The 15,402-nt window shown below is 37.7% G+C and carries 16 protein-coding genes; 1 reads left to right on the forward strand and 15 read right to left on the reverse strand.

The features are described from left to right. Nucleotides 1-9: 9 nt before the first annotated feature. Entirely contained in the window at nucleotides 10-1,176 is a 1,167-nt protein-coding gene (locus SB679_RS20675) for a cytochrome-c peroxidase (protein WP_410704204.1), read from the reverse strand. A 151-nt stretch (nucleotides 1,177-1,327) separates the two neighbouring features. Here SB679_RS20675 and SB679_RS20680 point away from each other — a divergent pair, with 151 nt between their 5' ends. Beyond that, entirely contained in the window at nucleotides 1,328-1,495 is a 168-nt protein-coding gene (locus tag SB679_RS20680; RefSeq protein WP_410704205.1) for a hypothetical protein, read from the forward strand. Here SB679_RS20680 and SB679_RS20685 read toward each other — a convergent pair. From SB679_RS20685 to SB679_RS20750, 14 genes are all read right to left on the reverse strand, one after another. Then, nucleotides 1,479-2,084 carry a hypothetical protein gene (locus SB679_RS20685; RefSeq protein WP_410704206.1) on the reverse strand — a complete coding sequence of 202 codons (606 nt, stop codon included), beginning with the start codon at nucleotides 2,082-2,084 and terminating at the stop codon, nucleotides 1,479-1,481. The two genes, SB679_RS20680 and SB679_RS20685, sit on opposite strands and share 17 nt — an antisense overlap. A 1-nt stretch (nucleotide 2,085) precedes the next feature. After that, entirely contained in the window at nucleotides 2,086-2,586 is a 501-nt protein-coding gene (locus tag SB679_RS20690; protein ID WP_410704207.1) for an RNA polymerase sigma factor, read from the reverse strand. 191 nt (nucleotides 2,587-2,777) lie between these two features. Next, nucleotides 2,778-4,343, reverse strand: coding sequence for an ABC transporter permease/substrate-binding protein (locus SB679_RS20695; RefSeq protein ID WP_410704208.1), 1,566 nt, complete (start codon nucleotides 4,341-4,343; stop codon nucleotides 2,778-2,780). After that, nucleotides 4,340-5,263 carry an ABC transporter ATP-binding protein gene (locus SB679_RS20700; RefSeq protein WP_410704209.1) on the reverse strand — a complete coding sequence of 308 codons (924 nt, stop codon included), beginning with the start codon at nucleotides 5,261-5,263 and terminating at the stop codon, nucleotides 4,340-4,342. The genes SB679_RS20695 and SB679_RS20700 overlap by 4 nt, the downstream gene beginning before the upstream one ends. Nucleotides 5,264-5,272: 9 nt before the next feature. After that, nucleotides 5,273-6,445 carry an ergothioneine biosynthesis protein EgtB gene (egtB, locus tag SB679_RS20705; RefSeq protein WP_410704210.1) on the reverse strand — a complete coding sequence of 391 codons (1,173 nt, stop codon included), beginning with the start codon at nucleotides 6,443-6,445 and terminating at the stop codon, nucleotides 5,273-5,275. Between the two features lie 18 nt (nucleotides 6,446-6,463). Further along, nucleotides 6,464-7,453: an L-histidine N(alpha)-methyltransferase gene (locus SB679_RS20710; protein ID WP_410704211.1), complete on the reverse strand. Its 990-nt coding sequence runs from the start codon at nucleotides 7,451-7,453 to the stop codon at nucleotides 6,464-6,466. A gap of 626 nt (nucleotides 7,454-8,079) precedes the next feature. Beyond that, nucleotides 8,080-8,913 carry a GLPGLI family protein gene (locus SB679_RS20715; RefSeq protein WP_410704212.1) on the reverse strand — a complete coding sequence of 278 codons (834 nt, stop codon included), beginning with the start codon at nucleotides 8,911-8,913 and terminating at the stop codon, nucleotides 8,080-8,082. 57 nt (nucleotides 8,914-8,970) lie between these two features. Beyond that, a complete protein-coding gene (locus SB679_RS20720) occupies nucleotides 8,971-9,174 on the reverse strand; it encodes a bacteriocin-like protein (protein WP_131368579.1) in 204 nt (67 codons plus the stop codon). Between the two features lie 44 nt (nucleotides 9,175-9,218). Continuing rightward, on the reverse strand, nucleotides 9,219-9,416 hold the full coding sequence (locus SB679_RS20725) for a hypothetical protein (RefSeq protein WP_410704213.1): 198 nt from the start codon (nucleotides 9,414-9,416) through the stop codon (nucleotides 9,219-9,221). Nucleotides 9,417-9,591: 175 nt separating this feature from the next. Next, nucleotides 9,592-9,957, reverse strand: coding sequence for a response regulator (locus tag SB679_RS20730; protein WP_034713307.1), 366 nt, complete (start codon nucleotides 9,955-9,957; stop codon nucleotides 9,592-9,594). A 29-nt stretch (nucleotides 9,958-9,986) separates the two neighbouring features. Beyond that, the gene (locus SB679_RS20735) at nucleotides 9,987-10,562 is read right to left on the reverse strand and encodes a chemotaxis protein CheB (protein ID WP_410704214.1); all 576 of its coding nucleotides are present in this window, start codon (nucleotides 10,560-10,562) and stop codon (nucleotides 9,987-9,989) included. 13 nt (nucleotides 10,563-10,575) lie between these two features. Then, a complete protein-coding gene (locus SB679_RS20740) occupies nucleotides 10,576-11,406 on the reverse strand; it encodes a CheR family methyltransferase (protein ID WP_410704215.1) in 831 nt (276 codons plus the stop codon). Next, the gene (locus SB679_RS20745; RefSeq protein WP_410704216.1) at nucleotides 11,407-11,772 is read right to left on the reverse strand and encodes a response regulator; all 366 of its coding nucleotides are present in this window, start codon (nucleotides 11,770-11,772) and stop codon (nucleotides 11,407-11,409) included. A gap of 14 nt (nucleotides 11,773-11,786) precedes the next feature. Then, a complete protein-coding gene (locus tag SB679_RS20750; RefSeq protein ID WP_410704217.1) occupies nucleotides 11,787-15,398 on the reverse strand; it encodes a response regulator in 3,612 nt (1,203 codons plus the stop codon). Nucleotides 15,399-15,402: the final 4 nt, after the last annotated feature.

A 15,402-nucleotide genomic window follows, 5' to 3' on the forward strand; every position in this document is an offset into this window, starting at 1 on the left:
AGAAATTCACTATTGTGGCATTGGCGGCGGAATAAGTCTTTGGGTTTTGGTCGATAATGTTCCAAGAAATGCCTCTAACTGTCTCATTTCTTCATCTGTCAGTTCCAAAAGCCTTACGATCTCAGATTTATGAGAGGTCAGCGTAATTCCGTCGTGAACCGTCGAACGATATGGAGAGGGTTCAGGATTTCCTTTATTATACAGCTGTATCACTTCTGCAAGTGAAACCATAGATCCGTTATGCATCCACGGTCCTGTTTTCGTTACTTCTCTTAAACTAGGCACCCGGAATTTCCCGGCATCTTCAGGATTTTTTGTCACGAGATATCTTCCCAAATCTTCCTGTGCTGAGCCTAATAAAGAAGTTCCTACATTCTCAAAACGGCTGTTGGAAAAATATCCGGAATTGTGACAGCTGATACAATTCGCTTTGGTACGAAAGATATGAAGTCCCATTACCTCATCATCAGAATAACGATCTATTTTACCATCTATAAACTCATCAAATTTAGTCGGCGGGCTTTTAACCGTTCGTTCAAAAGTAGCAATAGCCTGGGCAATCTTCTCTTTGGTAACGGTTTTACTGCCAAAAGCTTTCTCAAATAAACTTTCGTATCCTTTGATCCTGGCAATTTTTCCGGCGGCTATTTCAATATGTCCATTCATTTCCCGCTGATCCTGGATCGGCATATGAGACTGCTCTTCCAACGAGCTGGCACGTCCATCCCAGAATAATGATGTGGCATAGGCAGCATTAAGAATCGTCATTGAATTTCTTGTTCCCAACTGCCTGTCATGGCCATAAGATAAAGCTCTGTTATCGGTCCAGCCCAGTTCGGGATCATGGCATGAGGCACAGGCAATCTGATTGGAACCTGAAAGACGCGGATCAAAGAAAAGGGTTTTCCCTAGAAATGCTTTCTCACTGGAGTACGGATTATCCTCCGGAAACTGAATTTCCGGCAGATGTCCGATTTCCTGAAAATAAGGTTTCGCTTCGGGATCTATTAATGGTTTAGGCCATTTTGAAGCATCTCCTGAAGCATATAACTTTCTGAGTTCGGCAATAAAAGAAGCTTTTTGGGTAATGTCTTTCTGAACCTTACTACTAAAACAGTTGTTGAGGAAGAAAACCATAATTAATAAAACCAAAACCCAGCTTAATATATTCTTCATTTGAGTTTCGCAAAAAAGGAGTTATTTTTAAAATTAAATTTTAACAAAGAAAAGCATTTTAAAGGATAATCATTGGTGTAAGAATATACAATTTTGCACTAGACTTTATGGCCTGCCTATTCTGCTGTCATTCTGAATCTAACGAAGTGAAATGAAGAATCTAATCTATGAAAGAGTTTCCTCCTTCATCGGAATGACAATCCATGTAAATAACCTTATTGATTATTTTAATCAGTTATTTTTACTTACACTGTACCCTGACACCATAAAAAATCCCTCCGCTATTGTAGGAGGGATTCTTTTTACTGCATCTCTATAAGGATGCTTTTAAGCTGTCTGATGTATTTTCCAAAATAGAACGTAAAGGTATAGCTGCTCACCACATAATGGAGTCCAAAAATTCCGGCATAGATCAGCACCCGTAACGGGAAAACAGTATTTTTCATGATTTCAAGCCCCGGAACTAAATCCAATCTGTTATTTCTGAGCAAGCCTTCAACACCTATGATCAACAAGGCAAAAACGACCCGTGTGACCATCAGATACACCCGGTTGGTGTTGATGAGTTTTTTTATTTTATTTTGAATATCATCTTTTACAGAGCCACTCACCTCTTCCAAATCATTTATTAATTTTAGATTGAAATAATAATATACCGTTGTTAAAGGCAGAATCACTAAGCCCATCCAAATCAGAATATTATGTTGGGCTTCGGGCATTTTAACGGCTATCACCACTAAGAAAGCGAATAAAAGCGGTAAAATTTTAATTTGCTTCTGGACTTTTTTCTTCAGGCCGGCTAAGGGAGATTTCATTTCTTTTTTGGTGGCAGAAATGATGTCGAATTGATCCCGGTTCACATCTACGGAAAGGGTATTCCAGCTATTTTTTAAGGTATCTAATTCCATATTATTTATTGTTGGTAAGGGTTCTTAATTTGTCTTTAATTCTGTTCATTTTTACTCTCAGGGTAGCATTGCTGATTCCTAAAATTTCTTCCATCGCATCATAAGATTTATCTTCCAGATATAGGATCACGATGGATTTTTCAACATCATTCAGCTGTTGGATAGCGGTATCTAATTGCTGATGCTGCTCTTCTTTGACTCCAATATCTTCTTCATAAGGCATTTGGATATTGTACAATTCTACTTCGCTGGTTTGTATAACCCTTTTTTTCCGGGTAAAACTTGCCAGGGCTGTATTAATGGCAATCCGATAGAGCCAGGTACTGAATTTTGCTTCGCCTCTGAATTTGGGATACGACTTCCATAACTGTATGATAATATCCTGATATAAATCCTGAATATCATTGGGATCATTTTTATACATCCGGCAGACTTTATAGATTACAAGTTTGTATTCTTTGAGCCTGGCTTCGAATTCTAGTTCTAGATCTGTCTTTTTCAAAAGATATTGATTTGGCTATTTGTTCCCCATTCTGAAAAAATGTTACAGGATTGGGAAAATTAATGAAATAATTATTCATTAAATTAAAACTTCAGAATCTTTTACATCAATTTCAAAGCAACAAAAAAACCTTTACTTAATTGCTAAAGGCTTTATATATTCCGAAAATTTCCAATCAGTAATTTTTATGATTATTCTGAATCAAGATATTTTTTAAGGTCTGATATATTTTTGATATGGAGTTCTGCAGCCTGTTTTTTACGCATCATCAGGGCATACGAATTATTAAATCCCAGTGGTTGCAGCCATTGAATCCCATACTGTTTCTGAAATTCTTCGCTGACATACTGATACGTCTTTTCGGGACTTTGAGTAACGGTATGAATGGTTTTTTCTGTGGGTTTCAGCAAAACCAATAGCCCTGTCCCGGTATATTCGGGATAAAAATCTATCCCGTCATTCTGTAAAGCATCGAAACAGATTTTCGTACCTCCCAGGCCTGTTTTTGTTTCTACTTTATATTCTGTATAGCCTTCAATCAGCATCTTATAAATTTCTGTGAGAATATATTGCTCGCCAAAAATCTTTGATCCAATCCGTACCGTTCCGGCATTTCCCTGACGGGATATTTTGTATAGTTTGGTTTTCAGTAAGAAGTCTTTGGCTGTTTTTTCAGGAGTCTGATGAAGATAATCGGCTCTGTAATTGAGATCTGTCATCACGGCATCGTTGAACTGACCTGCCAGCAGGTTCAGTGTTTTTTCGAGACCAGGAAACTTCTGTAATGTCTTCGTTTTAATGATTGGGGCTGCAAAATAGGGAGGAAAGATCTTTTTATCATCTTCCAGCACATACAGATCAAAGGCTTTGATCCTGCCATCCGTAGAATATCCGCTGATGAGATCCAGCTTATTTTCATAGGCTGCTTTGTACATTACGGCATCATTCACAACCTTTGGATGGGCATTGAGTCCGTACACAGACCGTAATCCCAGATCACCGTCCTGTCTGCCCATAAATTCAGGGGTAAATCCGGCTTTAAGCTTATCTTCCGAGCGTGTTGTCAGCCAATACGCTGCTCCTACGATTACAAGAACCAATGGCACGATATACCACAGTTTACGGAATTTCTGATATCCTGACCGCTGCAATAATGCAATCATCTGGTCCAATATAATCGCAAGTAATGCTGCTGGAATAGCTCCTGCAAGGATCATATTGGTATTGTTAAGGGAGATTCCTCCAAAAATAAATTCTCCTAATCCGCCTGCGGCTACAAAAGATGCTAAGGTTGCTACTCCAACATTAATAACTGCCGCCGTTCTTATGCCGGCTATAATAACGGGCATTGCCAAAGGGAGCTCTACTTTTAAAAGCATCTGCTTTTTGTTCATTCCCATTGCTTTTGCCGCTTCAATCACGGCAGGATCTACTCCTTTTATTCCTGTGTAGGTATTCCGGATGATGGGGAGAAGTGCATAAATCAATAATGCAGCAATGGCAGGTGCGGCACCGATTCCCAACACCGGTATCATAAAACCCAGCAATGCAATGCTTGGAATGGTCTGCAAAACACCGGCTATTCCAAGCACGGAACTGGATATTTTTTGTTTTCTTGCAATGAGGATTCCTAGAGGCAGCCCGACAACAACTGCCAGCAATAAGGATAAAAAAGTAAGCCCAAGATGTTGAATAATCTGGGTTCCTAATTTTTCCTGCTGTTCGGCAATAAAGGTCCAAAGGCTTTGATTTGTCATGCTACCTGTAATTTTCTGTACTCACTGAATGCTTTGGTCAAAGTATCATACCACTCTATATTGTCATGATCTGCGCTCAGCTTTTGTAAAGCGGCCCAGACACTTGTATCCTTAGTGAATTTATAGGTATCATACAATTGTTGCCCATTGATAAGAAAAGGATGCAGATCCTGTAAAGCAGCCACCTTATATTCAAGTAAAAGCCGGCTTTCCGCAAAAAATTCTTTTACAAAATCATTTTTGGGATGATAAAGCATTTCTTTTGGAGTGCCGATCTGTACAATTTTCCCTTTATCCATCAGGCATATTTTATGACCGAGCTCAAAGGCTTCCTGCACATCGTGAGTAACGAGTACGATGGTTTTGTTTTTAAGTTCTTCCAGGGATTTGAATTCTGAATGAATTTCAGCTTTCGTAATATTATCTAATGCTCCAAAGGGTTCATCCATTAGCAGAACAGGAGTATTGGCAATCAATGCCCTTGCAATGCCTACGCGCTGTTGCTGTCCTCCGCTCAATTCATGAGGAAACCGGCTGAGAAGATCACCGGAAAGATGCAGTTTATCCATCAGTTCTTCAGTTCTTCTCCGGATATCTTTTTGATTCCACTTTAATAATTCCGGAACGACACTGATATTCCTGCCAATGGTATAATGGGGAAACAGTCCTGAGTGCTGCATCACAAAACCGATACTCATGCGAAGGTCTTCAATTTTTTTATCACGGATGTTTTCACCGTCAATCAAAATAGTCCCGGCATCTGATTCTATCAGGCGATTGATCATTTTAAGGGTTGTTGTTTTCCCACAGCCACTGGTGCCCAGCAATACCATTATTTCCTTATCATTGGCCTGAAAGGAAATGGTATCTACGGCAGCTCTTCCACCAAAATATTTAGAAACAGATTCTACTGTAATCATACGCTGATATTATCTGGCAAGCCTGATTCCCGTAAACTGCCACTGCAGCCTGGCATGAAAGAAATTACGGTAGGTATTTCTGCTGTGTCCGGCAGGCGTTGCATCTGATGCACCGCGCAATACCATTTGATTGATCATAAATTTTCCGTTGTATTCTCCTACTGCTCCGGCTTCTTTTTTGAAACCGGGATAAGGCAAGTAGGCACTTCCTGTCCATTCCCAACGGTTTCCCCAGTTAAAATGGTCCGATGCTACCTCCCACTCTGCTTCTGTAGGCAAACGCATCCCTTTCCAGGAGGCATATGCTGATGCTTCATAGAAATTGATATGACAAAGGGCTTGCTCAAGATCGAGTTCCTGCAATCCATATAAGGTATACTGCATCCATTTTCCGTCTATGAAATGCCAATACAACGGGGATTCTGCTTTGTTTTCTTTTACCCAATCCCAGCCTTCTGCATGCCAGTGTTTAAAATCATGATAGCCGCCAGCTTCCATAAATTCCAGATATTCTCCATTGGTTACGGGACGGGCTGCGATTTCGAAATCATGAAGGAATACTTTATGTCTTCCCAATTCATTATCAAAACAAAACCCTTCTCCCTGGAAACCAATTTCATAAATACCTTCGGAAAACGGGATCATTCCGGAAGCTTTGCTGATTTCTGCTTCAGTACTTTTTTCTTTTGTATAGGCTGGAAACAGAGGATTATGTCCTAAAATATATTTAATATCAGTCAATAATAATTCCTGATGCTGCTGTTCGTGATTGAGTCCCAGTTCCAGTAAAGGTTCAAGGGCTTGTTTCATGTGCTCGCTTTGAAGAAATATTTCCATTTGCTCATCGACATATTTCCGGTAACGATAAACCTCAGAAACAGAAGGACGGCTTAAATTCCCCCTATCGGTACGGATTACCCTAGCCCCGATGGTTTCATAATAGCTGTTGAATACAAAATTATATTGAGGATCAAAAACCATATACCCCGGAAAATTCGGAAGCAATATGAACGTTTCAAAAAACCAGGTTGTGTGGCCTAAATGCCATTTTGGAGGACTTACATCTACCATGGGCTGTACGACGTAATCTTCAATTTCCAGAGGAGCACAAATGGCTAGAGAATGATTACGGACCGCTGTATATTTTTTTACGGCATCAATATTTTTGGGACTTGCTATCATCTTTTTATATTTAATTGTTTACTGTACTTTCCATACGGAATCTATGAACCATTTTTTAGAGTCTTTTATTTCTCCTGCGATGGTAAAGCCTGACCTTTCTGCCAGTTCTTCTATATCTGATTCGGAGAATTTCTGGGAAACTTCCATATCGATAAGTTCGTTTTCCATGAATGATATGATTGTATCATCAATGGTTACCTGTTGGTCTGTAAGGCTTACCAGATAGCTTCTGCAGGCTCCGCTCACCGGATCATACGTCTGGTAATGCTGAAAGTTTTTCAGATCAAAATCTGCTTCCAGTTCACGATTGATACGGGTCAAAAGGTTAAGATTAAAATCTGCAGTGATCCCGGTTGTATCATTATAAGCATCTAAAATGGTATGAGGATTTTTTTTAAGATCAAAACCTACCAGTACACGGTCTCCGGAAGTGAGACTGCGGTTCAGGTGTGTACAGAAATCATGGCCTTCCTGTACTTCCATATTCCCTATATTGCCTCCTAAAAACAGGACTACTTTTCTTCTGGAAGATAGTGCTGCTGCTTTATCAAGCATGTCAAAATACTCACCTTCTAAGCAGACAATGTCTAAACCGGGTATTTCCTTTTTTAATTTCTGATCCAGAATTGATAAAATATTTCCTGAAATATCAATCGGCATATAGGTATAGTCTACTCCATTATCAACAAGGTATTTCAGCAGATAGGAGGACTTCATGGCATCGCCTGCTCCAAGCTCGATCAGATCAAAAGGTTCATTATCTATCGTGATAAGACTGGCAATTTCGGCTGTTTTATTTTTGAATATATCCAGCTCGCACTGGGTGAGATAATATTCGGGCATTGCCATAATTTTCTGGAACAGATGGTCACCTTTCTTATCATAAAAGTACTTTGAAGACAGTCGCTTAGGATCTCTTGTTAAACCTTCCAGTATATCCAGACGAAAGTTGGTAACGGCAGGACTGCTATTTTCTATTTGAGAATTTATATTTCGTTTCAAATTCATTTTTTGCGATTTTCATATGGTTTGGTAAGTACTACTACAATCTTGCCATCCCCTTCATTACTTCGATAAAAGTATACCGCTACATTCTCATTAAGTTAAATATACGTTTTATTCCTGAAGTCGTACAGCTGTTTTAACTTTAATATAAAATTCTGATTATCAACACATATAAAAATAAACCTTCTGTATTTCTAATATTTTTCAATGTTAATTACCTTCTGTTCCTAATGGTATTCATCATTAAAATAATCGGACCTGATGATATAGAAATAAAAAATCCCTGCTAGAGATTTTCAAAAAGCTTTTCAAGCAATGAATTAAACTTTCAAGCAAAAATATAATTCCTTTTGCTTAAAATATTGTTTTGTTATGAAAAAACTTAAACTTTTTTACGACATATCAGATACGAGTTACTATGTTCTTTCTAAAGCTCCTTGCAAAGATTTATTTTTAAAGTAGATCAGGTTAATCGAACAATGCTTTCCAGAGAAATAGAGCATGCAATGTTTTTAACAAAACATGAAAGAGATAAAGTAATTGAAGAAATGGAAGAGTTTGTTAAAAATGAATTTGAAAAATTAAAAGATGGATTTTAAAATTAAAGCACCTACTAAGGTGCTTTAATTTTATTTTTTTAATAGATCAAGTTCAATTATATTATTGTCTTTTTTTATTCTTTCTTTATTTAGCTTTTCCACTAACATCATATGTTCAATTCTTTTTTCTTCAGATTCATAATATATTTTACCACTCACGGCATTTTGTTTAAATTCTTTTACAGGATCTTTTCTATACTCCTTATAAAATTTAACAAAATCGCTAAAACTAAGATTTTTAGTATTTGTTCCTTTATCTACCTTACTTTCATATGGGTTGTTATTATTCTTTTGTACTCCTTTTAATTGGAAAACATGATACTCTTTTGAATCTCCAATTTGAACAATTAATCCCGGTAAGCCTCTAAATTTATATGGACCATCACTAAATGGTATTTCCTCAGTAAACCAAGCCGTCCATTGTCTACCTGCAAAATCTAGTACTGCTTTTTGGCATTGATACTCCCCAATCATCTTTTTTTCAGGGAGAATTTTCCAATTTAAAGGTCTTTCATCAACTATTACAAATTTATAAGAAGTGGAAAATTCTTCTGTAATTAATCTTGTCTTTACATCTGAATATTCTTTTGTAACAATATATTTAGTCTGAATACTAGGGTCTGGCATGGTCATAATCCCTTTTTTAGCATCAGCAATCATTACAGAATCAGAAATGATTTTTTTTTGACTTAGAAAAACAGATTTATTGTCTCTAACCTCTAGAATCATATCTTCATTTATTATATTATTTTTATTGAGAGTATCTGGTATTGATCTATAATTATAGGTAAAACGATAGTTTTGACCATAAATAATAGAAAAAGAACAAAAGATTCCAAGTATTAGACATTTCAAAAATTTCATATTTACTTTCTATTAAAAACACCCTAAAAAAAATTCTAGGGTGTTAGTGTTAATTTTTTAGCATGCTACCGCATATGATCCTGTACTACAAACAGGATTACTATTAATATGGACACAAGCGCTACACGCATCACTATTGTTTGAGCAGCATTTATAATTCCCTCCCTGCCCTTCTAAACCAGCTCTTGGTCCTCCATTAATAATTTCACCACCACTTAAATTTTTAAGTTGAGATCTAGATAGTTTTTTTAAATTTTTCATAATAATTCTGTTTTTGAATTCTGGATAAATATATATATAAAATTTTATTCTCCACTACGGGAATCCGTATTTACTAAAACTTTGTTATTGTGTAGAATACAAGCAAGTTGAAATAACGTTTTTGCTTTATATTTTTCTTTAATTTGATTTAATTTCTTTTCAACTGAACTTTGACTATTTGGGTTAATAGCACTTTTTTTTAACTGATTTGCAATTTTAGCTTGATTTAATCCTTTCTGCATGTGCTTAATTCTTCTATTTCATCTATGAAATAAAATTATTAATGTCTTACACAATATCCTTACGGTTAACCTCATACAATAAAAAAATCCCTGCTGTTTCCAGCAAGGATCATAAGGAATAACTGACCTTTTTTATGTATTCAAAAGACAGATCAGTAGATTTTTTACTGTAGAATTAGTCTTTCATGTATTTTGCCACCTTTTCTTCCAGATCATCAAGATTGAATGGTTTTGCAATATAATCATCTGCCTGAGCACTTTCCGCCAATGCAGTGATATCGCTATTGGCTGTAATGTAGATCACCGGAATTTTCTTAAATTCTTCATTACTTTTCAACAACTTTGTTGCTTCTACCCCACCAATATTAGGAATCCAGTTGTCCATCAGAATAACATCCGGCTGAAACTGAGAAACTTTCTGTATAATATCGTGTGACGTTTCTGAGATTTCCACTTCGTAACCACCCTCTTCAAAAATGATCGTTATTACTTCCAGAATAACTTTGTCATCGTCAAAAATTAAAATTTTCTTCTTGCTCATATCAGGCTATTTTTAAATCTTTAGGTATATTATATTGTTTGTAACTGATTAATGTGTGCTGCCAGCTCATCGGGCATAATAATAAGGTCGTGGATGCCTGCTGCTACAGCATGTTTTGGCATATACCCTACTTCTGCTGTCTCCGGATCCTGGATCCAGACTCTTCCATTATTTTTTTTAATGTATTCCAAACCTTCCACACCATCAGCGTTGGCACCAGACAACAGGATTCCGACAAGGCTTTCGCCATATATCTCTGCCGCAGATTTGAAAGTGACATCAATAGAGGGACGGGAATAGTTTACTTTTTCTGAACTATCCAGGGAGATGATTTTTTTATCTTCAAATAAGACATGATAATCAGCAGGGACTATATAGATCTTGTTTTTCTGAATTTCTGTTTTGTCTTCAGCTTCAATGACCTCCATGTATGAGAACTGCTGTAACAGCGTGGGCAAAATACTTACCGACTGTGCCTTCCGGTGCATCACCAGCAGAATAGGAAAACCGATCTCTTTATTGAGTTTTCTGGCCATATCCAAAATGACCTGCAGACTTCCTGCAGACCCTCCTATTACAACCAATTCGGTATTCTTCGTTTCCATTTTTTATTAATAATTAACTATGATCTGCTTTTTTCCATATTTTCTGGTCTTCAATCTGATGGTAAAATTTCCCTAAATTCGAGAATCTCAGGGTTTCTTTGGAACCTAAAGCCAGATAACCTAAGTTTTCCAAACTTGCGTCAAAAAGATTGAATACGCGCTCCTGCAGTTCTTTATCAAAATAAATCAATACGTTTCTGCAGATAATCAGCTGAAAGCTGTTAAAAGAGCTGTCTGAAACCAGATTATGGGTAGATAAGATCAGTTTTTCCTGCAGGCTTTTGTCAAACCTCACACTGTCATAATTGGCAGTATAATAGTCTGAAAAATCCTGTTTACCTCCTGAAAGCATATAGTTTTCCGAATACAGTTTCATCTGTTGCAAAGGAAAAACTCCGGCTCTTGCTGTTTCCAGAACGGAGGGATTGATATCTGTTCCGTAGATCAGTGATTTGTGGTACAAATTGGCTTCTTTCAATAAAATTGCCATGGAATAGGCTTCTTCTCCTGTAGAACATCCGGCTACCCAAATTCTGATAAGCGGATAAGTTCCTAATTGCGGCAATATTTTCTCGCGTAATACTTTGAAAAAATAAGGATCACGAAACATTTCGGTGACATTCACTGTGATTTCTTCCACAAAATGTTTCAGGTATTCCGGGTCATTGAGGATGGTATACCGCAGCTCTGCAAAACTGGTGAATTTATCAATCAGACAGATACGGTTAACCCTTCTTTTAAAGGAAGCTCTGCTGTACAGGGAAAAATCATACCCATACAGTCCGTAAACGTCTTTTATCAGGCATTCTACCTCTTCATCTTTTACAATACTAGGCTCCAGCATCTAGGATAGTTTTTGGATAGCAGTTATCAACTGATCTACATCAATCGGTTTTTTCACATAATCCTGTGCTCCTGCATCCAGGCATTTCTGACGGTCTTCCGGCATTGCCTGTGCAGTTACTGAAATAATCGATACATGACTGATTTCCGGTGTATTGCGAATGATACGGATCGCTTCATAGCCATCCATTTCGGGCATCATCATATCCATCAGCACGACCCCAATCTGGGGATCTTCATGCAAAAGCTTAATGGCTTCCTGAGCCATTGTACAGCTTTCCATTTGATAACCCCGGGCTTTCAGGGTTAATTTCAGGGCAAATATATTACGTGGATCATCGTCCACAATCAAAATTTTCTTATTCATCAGAATTGATCTGTTTAACTTTCATATAACCAAACACGCAGCAATGATAACAGCTGATCGAGATCTACAGGCTTCGAGATATAATCTGAAGCTCCTGCTGTAATGCATTTCTGGCGGTCACCAATCATCGATTTTGCAGTTACGGCAATAATCGGCAATTTGGCAAACATCGGTTTTTTTCTTATTTCCTGTATGGTTTCGTAGCCATCCATTTCCGGCATCATCATATCCATCAAAATAACATCAATATCCGGATGGGCTTTGATCTGCTCCAGCGCCTGTTTTCCGTCCATTGCCAATACAACCTCTACTTTGTATTTTTCGAGTGCTTTGGTGAGTGAAAATATATTGCGGACATCGTCATCGGTGATGAGTATTTTCTTTCCACTCAAGACTTCTGTTAATGATCCTAATGTTTTATTTTTAATGGTTTCTATCGAGCTGTTCTTTTCCTCCACCAAGTGTAAAAATAATCCTACTTCATCCAGGATACGCTGATAAGAATGTGCTGTTTTTACCACAATAGAATCTGCATACTGCTTGATTTTAAGCTCTTCTGCCTGGGATAAATTATTTTCGGTAAAGATGATAATCGGAAGGTTTTCTAATCCTTCATAGCTTTTAATGGATTCTACAATCTGATAGCCATGTCCTTTGGAAGCTCCCACTTCTAAAATCACGCAATCCACATCGTTGGAAGTTAATGCTTTTACACTGTCTTCTACATTATTTTCTACTGCTAATGAAATATTGAAATTGCTTAAGAAATAGGATAAAGCACTGGCATGTTTAGAATTTTCCTCTACAATTAAAACTTTTTGAGGGGATCTGCGAAGGGCTTCTTCAATTTTCCTGAAGACATCCGTCATCTGCTCTAAAGCCACCGGTTTGTTGATGAAATCAATAGCTCCTTTCATCAGACTTTCTTCTTTTACATGCAGTGACGACATCATATGCACCGGAATATGTTTGGTTTGGGCGTTGGATTTTAATGCATCCATTACCTGCCATCCGTCTTTTACCGGCAACTGAACATCGAGTAAAATGGCCAACGGATGATATTGCAATGCAGCGGACAAGGCATAATCTCCTCTTACCACCACTACTCCTTTATAATCCTGTCGGTGAGCGTATTTTAATAGTGCTTTAGCGAAATTGGTATCGTCTTCTACAATTAAAATGACTTTGTCTCCATCCTGTATATTGTCGCGGTCATCTGCTACATCTTCCGGTATTTCCAATACATTGACAGAAAGTGAAGTTTCAGTATTCGGATAATCGATGATGTTTTTGATTTCTTCTACATCTTCGCGTATAATTTCAACCAATTCCTGGTCCTGCTGGATGTGAACAGGCTCTAATTTCCCGTCAACCGGAATGATCAAACTAAACTCACTTCCTTCATCAACCTTGCTTTTCAGCAGTAATTCGCCGCCTAATAGTTTCGCAATTTCACGACTGATGGACAGTCCTAATCCTGTTCCCCCGAATTTTCGTCGGGTAGATCCGTCTGCCTGCTGGAATGCTTCAAAAATGATTTTCTGTTTGTCTTCTGCAATTCCGATTCCTGTATCTTTTACACTAAAAATTATAAAATCTTTATTCTTAGGGTCTTTTTTAATATTCAGGGCAATGCTGCCTTCGGTTGTGAATTTCAATGCGTTTGACATCAAATTGAGCAATACCTGGTTTAGTCGTAATGGATCTGTTTCAATTCTTTTTCCCACCTGCTCTTCTATCTGAATATCAAACTGAATTCCTTTTTCTTTCACTAAAGGATTGAATAAATTCTGAAGATCTTTTACAACATCCTCAATCACGACGTTTTGATATTCCAGGGTCATTTTCCCTGATTCTATTTTAGCAAGGTCTAATATTTCATCGATCAACGTTAACAGACTGCTTCCGGAGCTTTGAATTACTTTCGCTGATTCTATCTGGTCTTCGTTCAGGTTCTCGTCAGGATTTTCAGCCATTAAACGGGAAAGAAGAAGGATCGAGTTCAGCGGAGTACGCAATTCGTGTGACATATTCGCCAAAAACTCAGATTTGTACTTGGTACTTAATGCCAGTTCTTCTGCTTTTTTCTGGATTTCTATATTTCGTTCGGCGATCAGATGATTTTTTTCTTCTAATAATTTCGAACGTTCTTCCAGTTCAGCATTGGTCTGCATCAGCTCTTCCTGCTGTACTTTTAATTCTTCTTCTGATGCCTGTAATTTTTGAGTTTGTGCTTCTAATTCGGTATTCAGATTTTCCAGTTCAGAATGCTGTACCTGCAGTTCTTCAGACTGAGCCTGTGTTTCTTCTAATAGGCGCTGTTCTTTTTCACGGCCTTTTGCGGCATTCAAAGCAATGGCAATATTCCTACAGCCTTCCGTGAAGTAGTTAATTTTATCTTCATCAAAATTATCTGCGGAACTTACTTCCAACACACCGATGCTTTGCCCGTCCAAAATAATCGGAACCAATAGAATTCCGTTAACCTTCACTCTGCTGCTGGCAAAAGTAATGGCGAAATCATTTTCGTTAAGGTCATTGTATACTTTTGACTTTCCTTTGATAAAGGTTTGGCCTACCATTCCTTCTCCCGGTTCGAAGAATTTTTTCATGGTATTTTCCAGACCGAAAGCAGATTCCAGTTTTAGTTTTCCATCGTCCAGCAAATAAATGGCTCCATTGCTGCAATTTGTATATTCAATGATTTGAAGTAGAGAATCATTCGTAACGTCTTTTACGGATCTGTTTCCTACTAAAGATTCATTCAACAAAGCAAGACCTTTCTGATGCCAGTCACTTTTATTGATTTTATCGAAAGATTTTTTCAGAGAGTCGGTCATATGGTTAAGAGAATCTACCAGATCTCCAAGATCATCCTGTGAGTTGTCTTCGGCTCTCTGGCTATAATCGCCATTCGCCACTCTATTGGCAACCTGCTGAATAACACTTACTCTTCTGCTAATTTCCAGATCCTTCGCTTTTAATGCTTTTTCAAGCTTGTCTCTACGGATCAGATCTTTACGTAACTTAATGTATAAAAACAGAGTCACCGCGATTGCCGCTAATGCAGAAAAAATGATAAACAGAACGGTTGTATCGGATGAAGTATTGAGGTTTTTATTCTTTTTATCAACCTGTTCTTCTTCATATTTTACAAAATCCCGGACCAGCATACGGCATTTGTCCATATAGGATTTACTCAACAACATCTGCTCCTGAGTCATTACCGCACCTTTTCGTTTATTTTCGACAAGCTGTTTCAGGTTATCAACACTGGTAACCACATTTTGCTCTAAGGCATTGATTCTGCCCAGCTGACTTTTATCTGTAATTCCTATCGTTTTGGCACGTTCAATTGCTTTAGGAAATTCTGCTAAACTTCGGTTATAAGGTTCTAAAAAACTATCTTTTCCTGTTAACTGATATCCCCTGTTACCCGTTTCAGCATCTAAAAGAGCGATTAACACATCTTTTACAGCGGTTACCGAGCGTCGGCTTTTGGATAGGCTCTCCCTATGATCCATCTGCCTTTGGATACTAATATATGATGCGGTTGAACTTGCTATTAAGATTAATAAAGACAGTCCAACCCCAATTTGTAGATTTCTTATGATTTTTTTCGGCATAAAA

Origin of the sequence: Chryseobacterium sp. SIMBA_029 (genome assembly GCF_046535275.1) — a bacterium.
Classification (GTDB): domain Bacteria; phylum Bacteroidota; class Bacteroidia; order Flavobacteriales; family Weeksellaceae; genus Chryseobacterium.

Bases quoted from the DNA above. Each gene is read 5' to 3' on its own strand.
- SB679_RS20750 (WP_410704217.1), bottom strand. From the start codon at position 15,398: ATGCCGAAAAAAATCATAAGAAATCTACAAATTGGGGTTGGACTGTCT.
- SB679_RS20675 (WP_410704204.1), bottom strand. From the start codon at position 1,176: ATGAAGAATATATTAAGCTGGGTTTTGGTTTTATTAATTATGGTTTTC.
- SB679_RS20725 (WP_410704213.1), bottom strand. From the start codon at position 9,416: ATGCAGAAAGGATTAAATCAAGCTAAAATTGCAAATCAGTTAAAAAAA.
- SB679_RS20715 (WP_410704212.1), bottom strand. From the start codon at position 8,913: ATGAAATTTTTGAAATGTCTAATACTTGGAATCTTTTGTTCTTTTTCT.
- SB679_RS20685 (WP_410704206.1), bottom strand. From the start codon at position 2,084: ATGGAATTAGATACCTTAAAAAATAGCTGGAATACCCTTTCCGTAGAT.
- SB679_RS20740 (WP_410704215.1), bottom strand. From the start codon at position 11,406: ATGCTGGAGCCTAGTATTGTAAAAGATGAAGAGGTAGAATGCCTGATA.
- SB679_RS20695 (WP_410704208.1), bottom strand. From the start codon at position 4,343: ATGACAAATCAAAGCCTTTGGACCTTTATTGCCGAACAGCAGGAAAAA.
- SB679_RS20745 (WP_410704216.1), bottom strand. From the start codon at position 11,772: ATGAATAAGAAAATTTTGATTGTGGACGATGATCCACGTAATATATTT.
- SB679_RS20720 (WP_131368579.1), bottom strand. From the start codon at position 9,174: ATGAAAAATTTAAAAAAACTATCTAGATCTCAACTTAAAAATTTAAGT.
- SB679_RS20735 (WP_410704214.1), bottom strand. From the start codon at position 10,562: ATGGAAACGAAGAATACCGAATTGGTTGTAATAGGAGGGTCTGCAGGA.
- SB679_RS20680 (WP_410704205.1), top strand. From the start codon at position 1,328: ATGAAGAATCTAATCTATGAAAGAGTTTCCTCCTTCATCGGAATGACA.
- SB679_RS20700 (WP_410704209.1), bottom strand. From the start codon at position 5,263: ATGATTACAGTAGAATCTGTTTCTAAATATTTTGGTGGAAGAGCTGCC.
- egtB (WP_410704210.1), bottom strand. From the start codon at position 6,445: ATGATAGCAAGTCCCAAAAATATTGATGCCGTAAAAAAATATACAGCG.
- SB679_RS20730 (WP_034713307.1), bottom strand. From the start codon at position 9,957: ATGAGCAAGAAGAAAATTTTAATTTTTGACGATGACAAAGTTATTCTG.
- SB679_RS20710 (WP_410704211.1), bottom strand. From the start codon at position 7,453: ATGAATTTGAAACGAAATATAAATTCTCAAATAGAAAATAGCAGTCCT.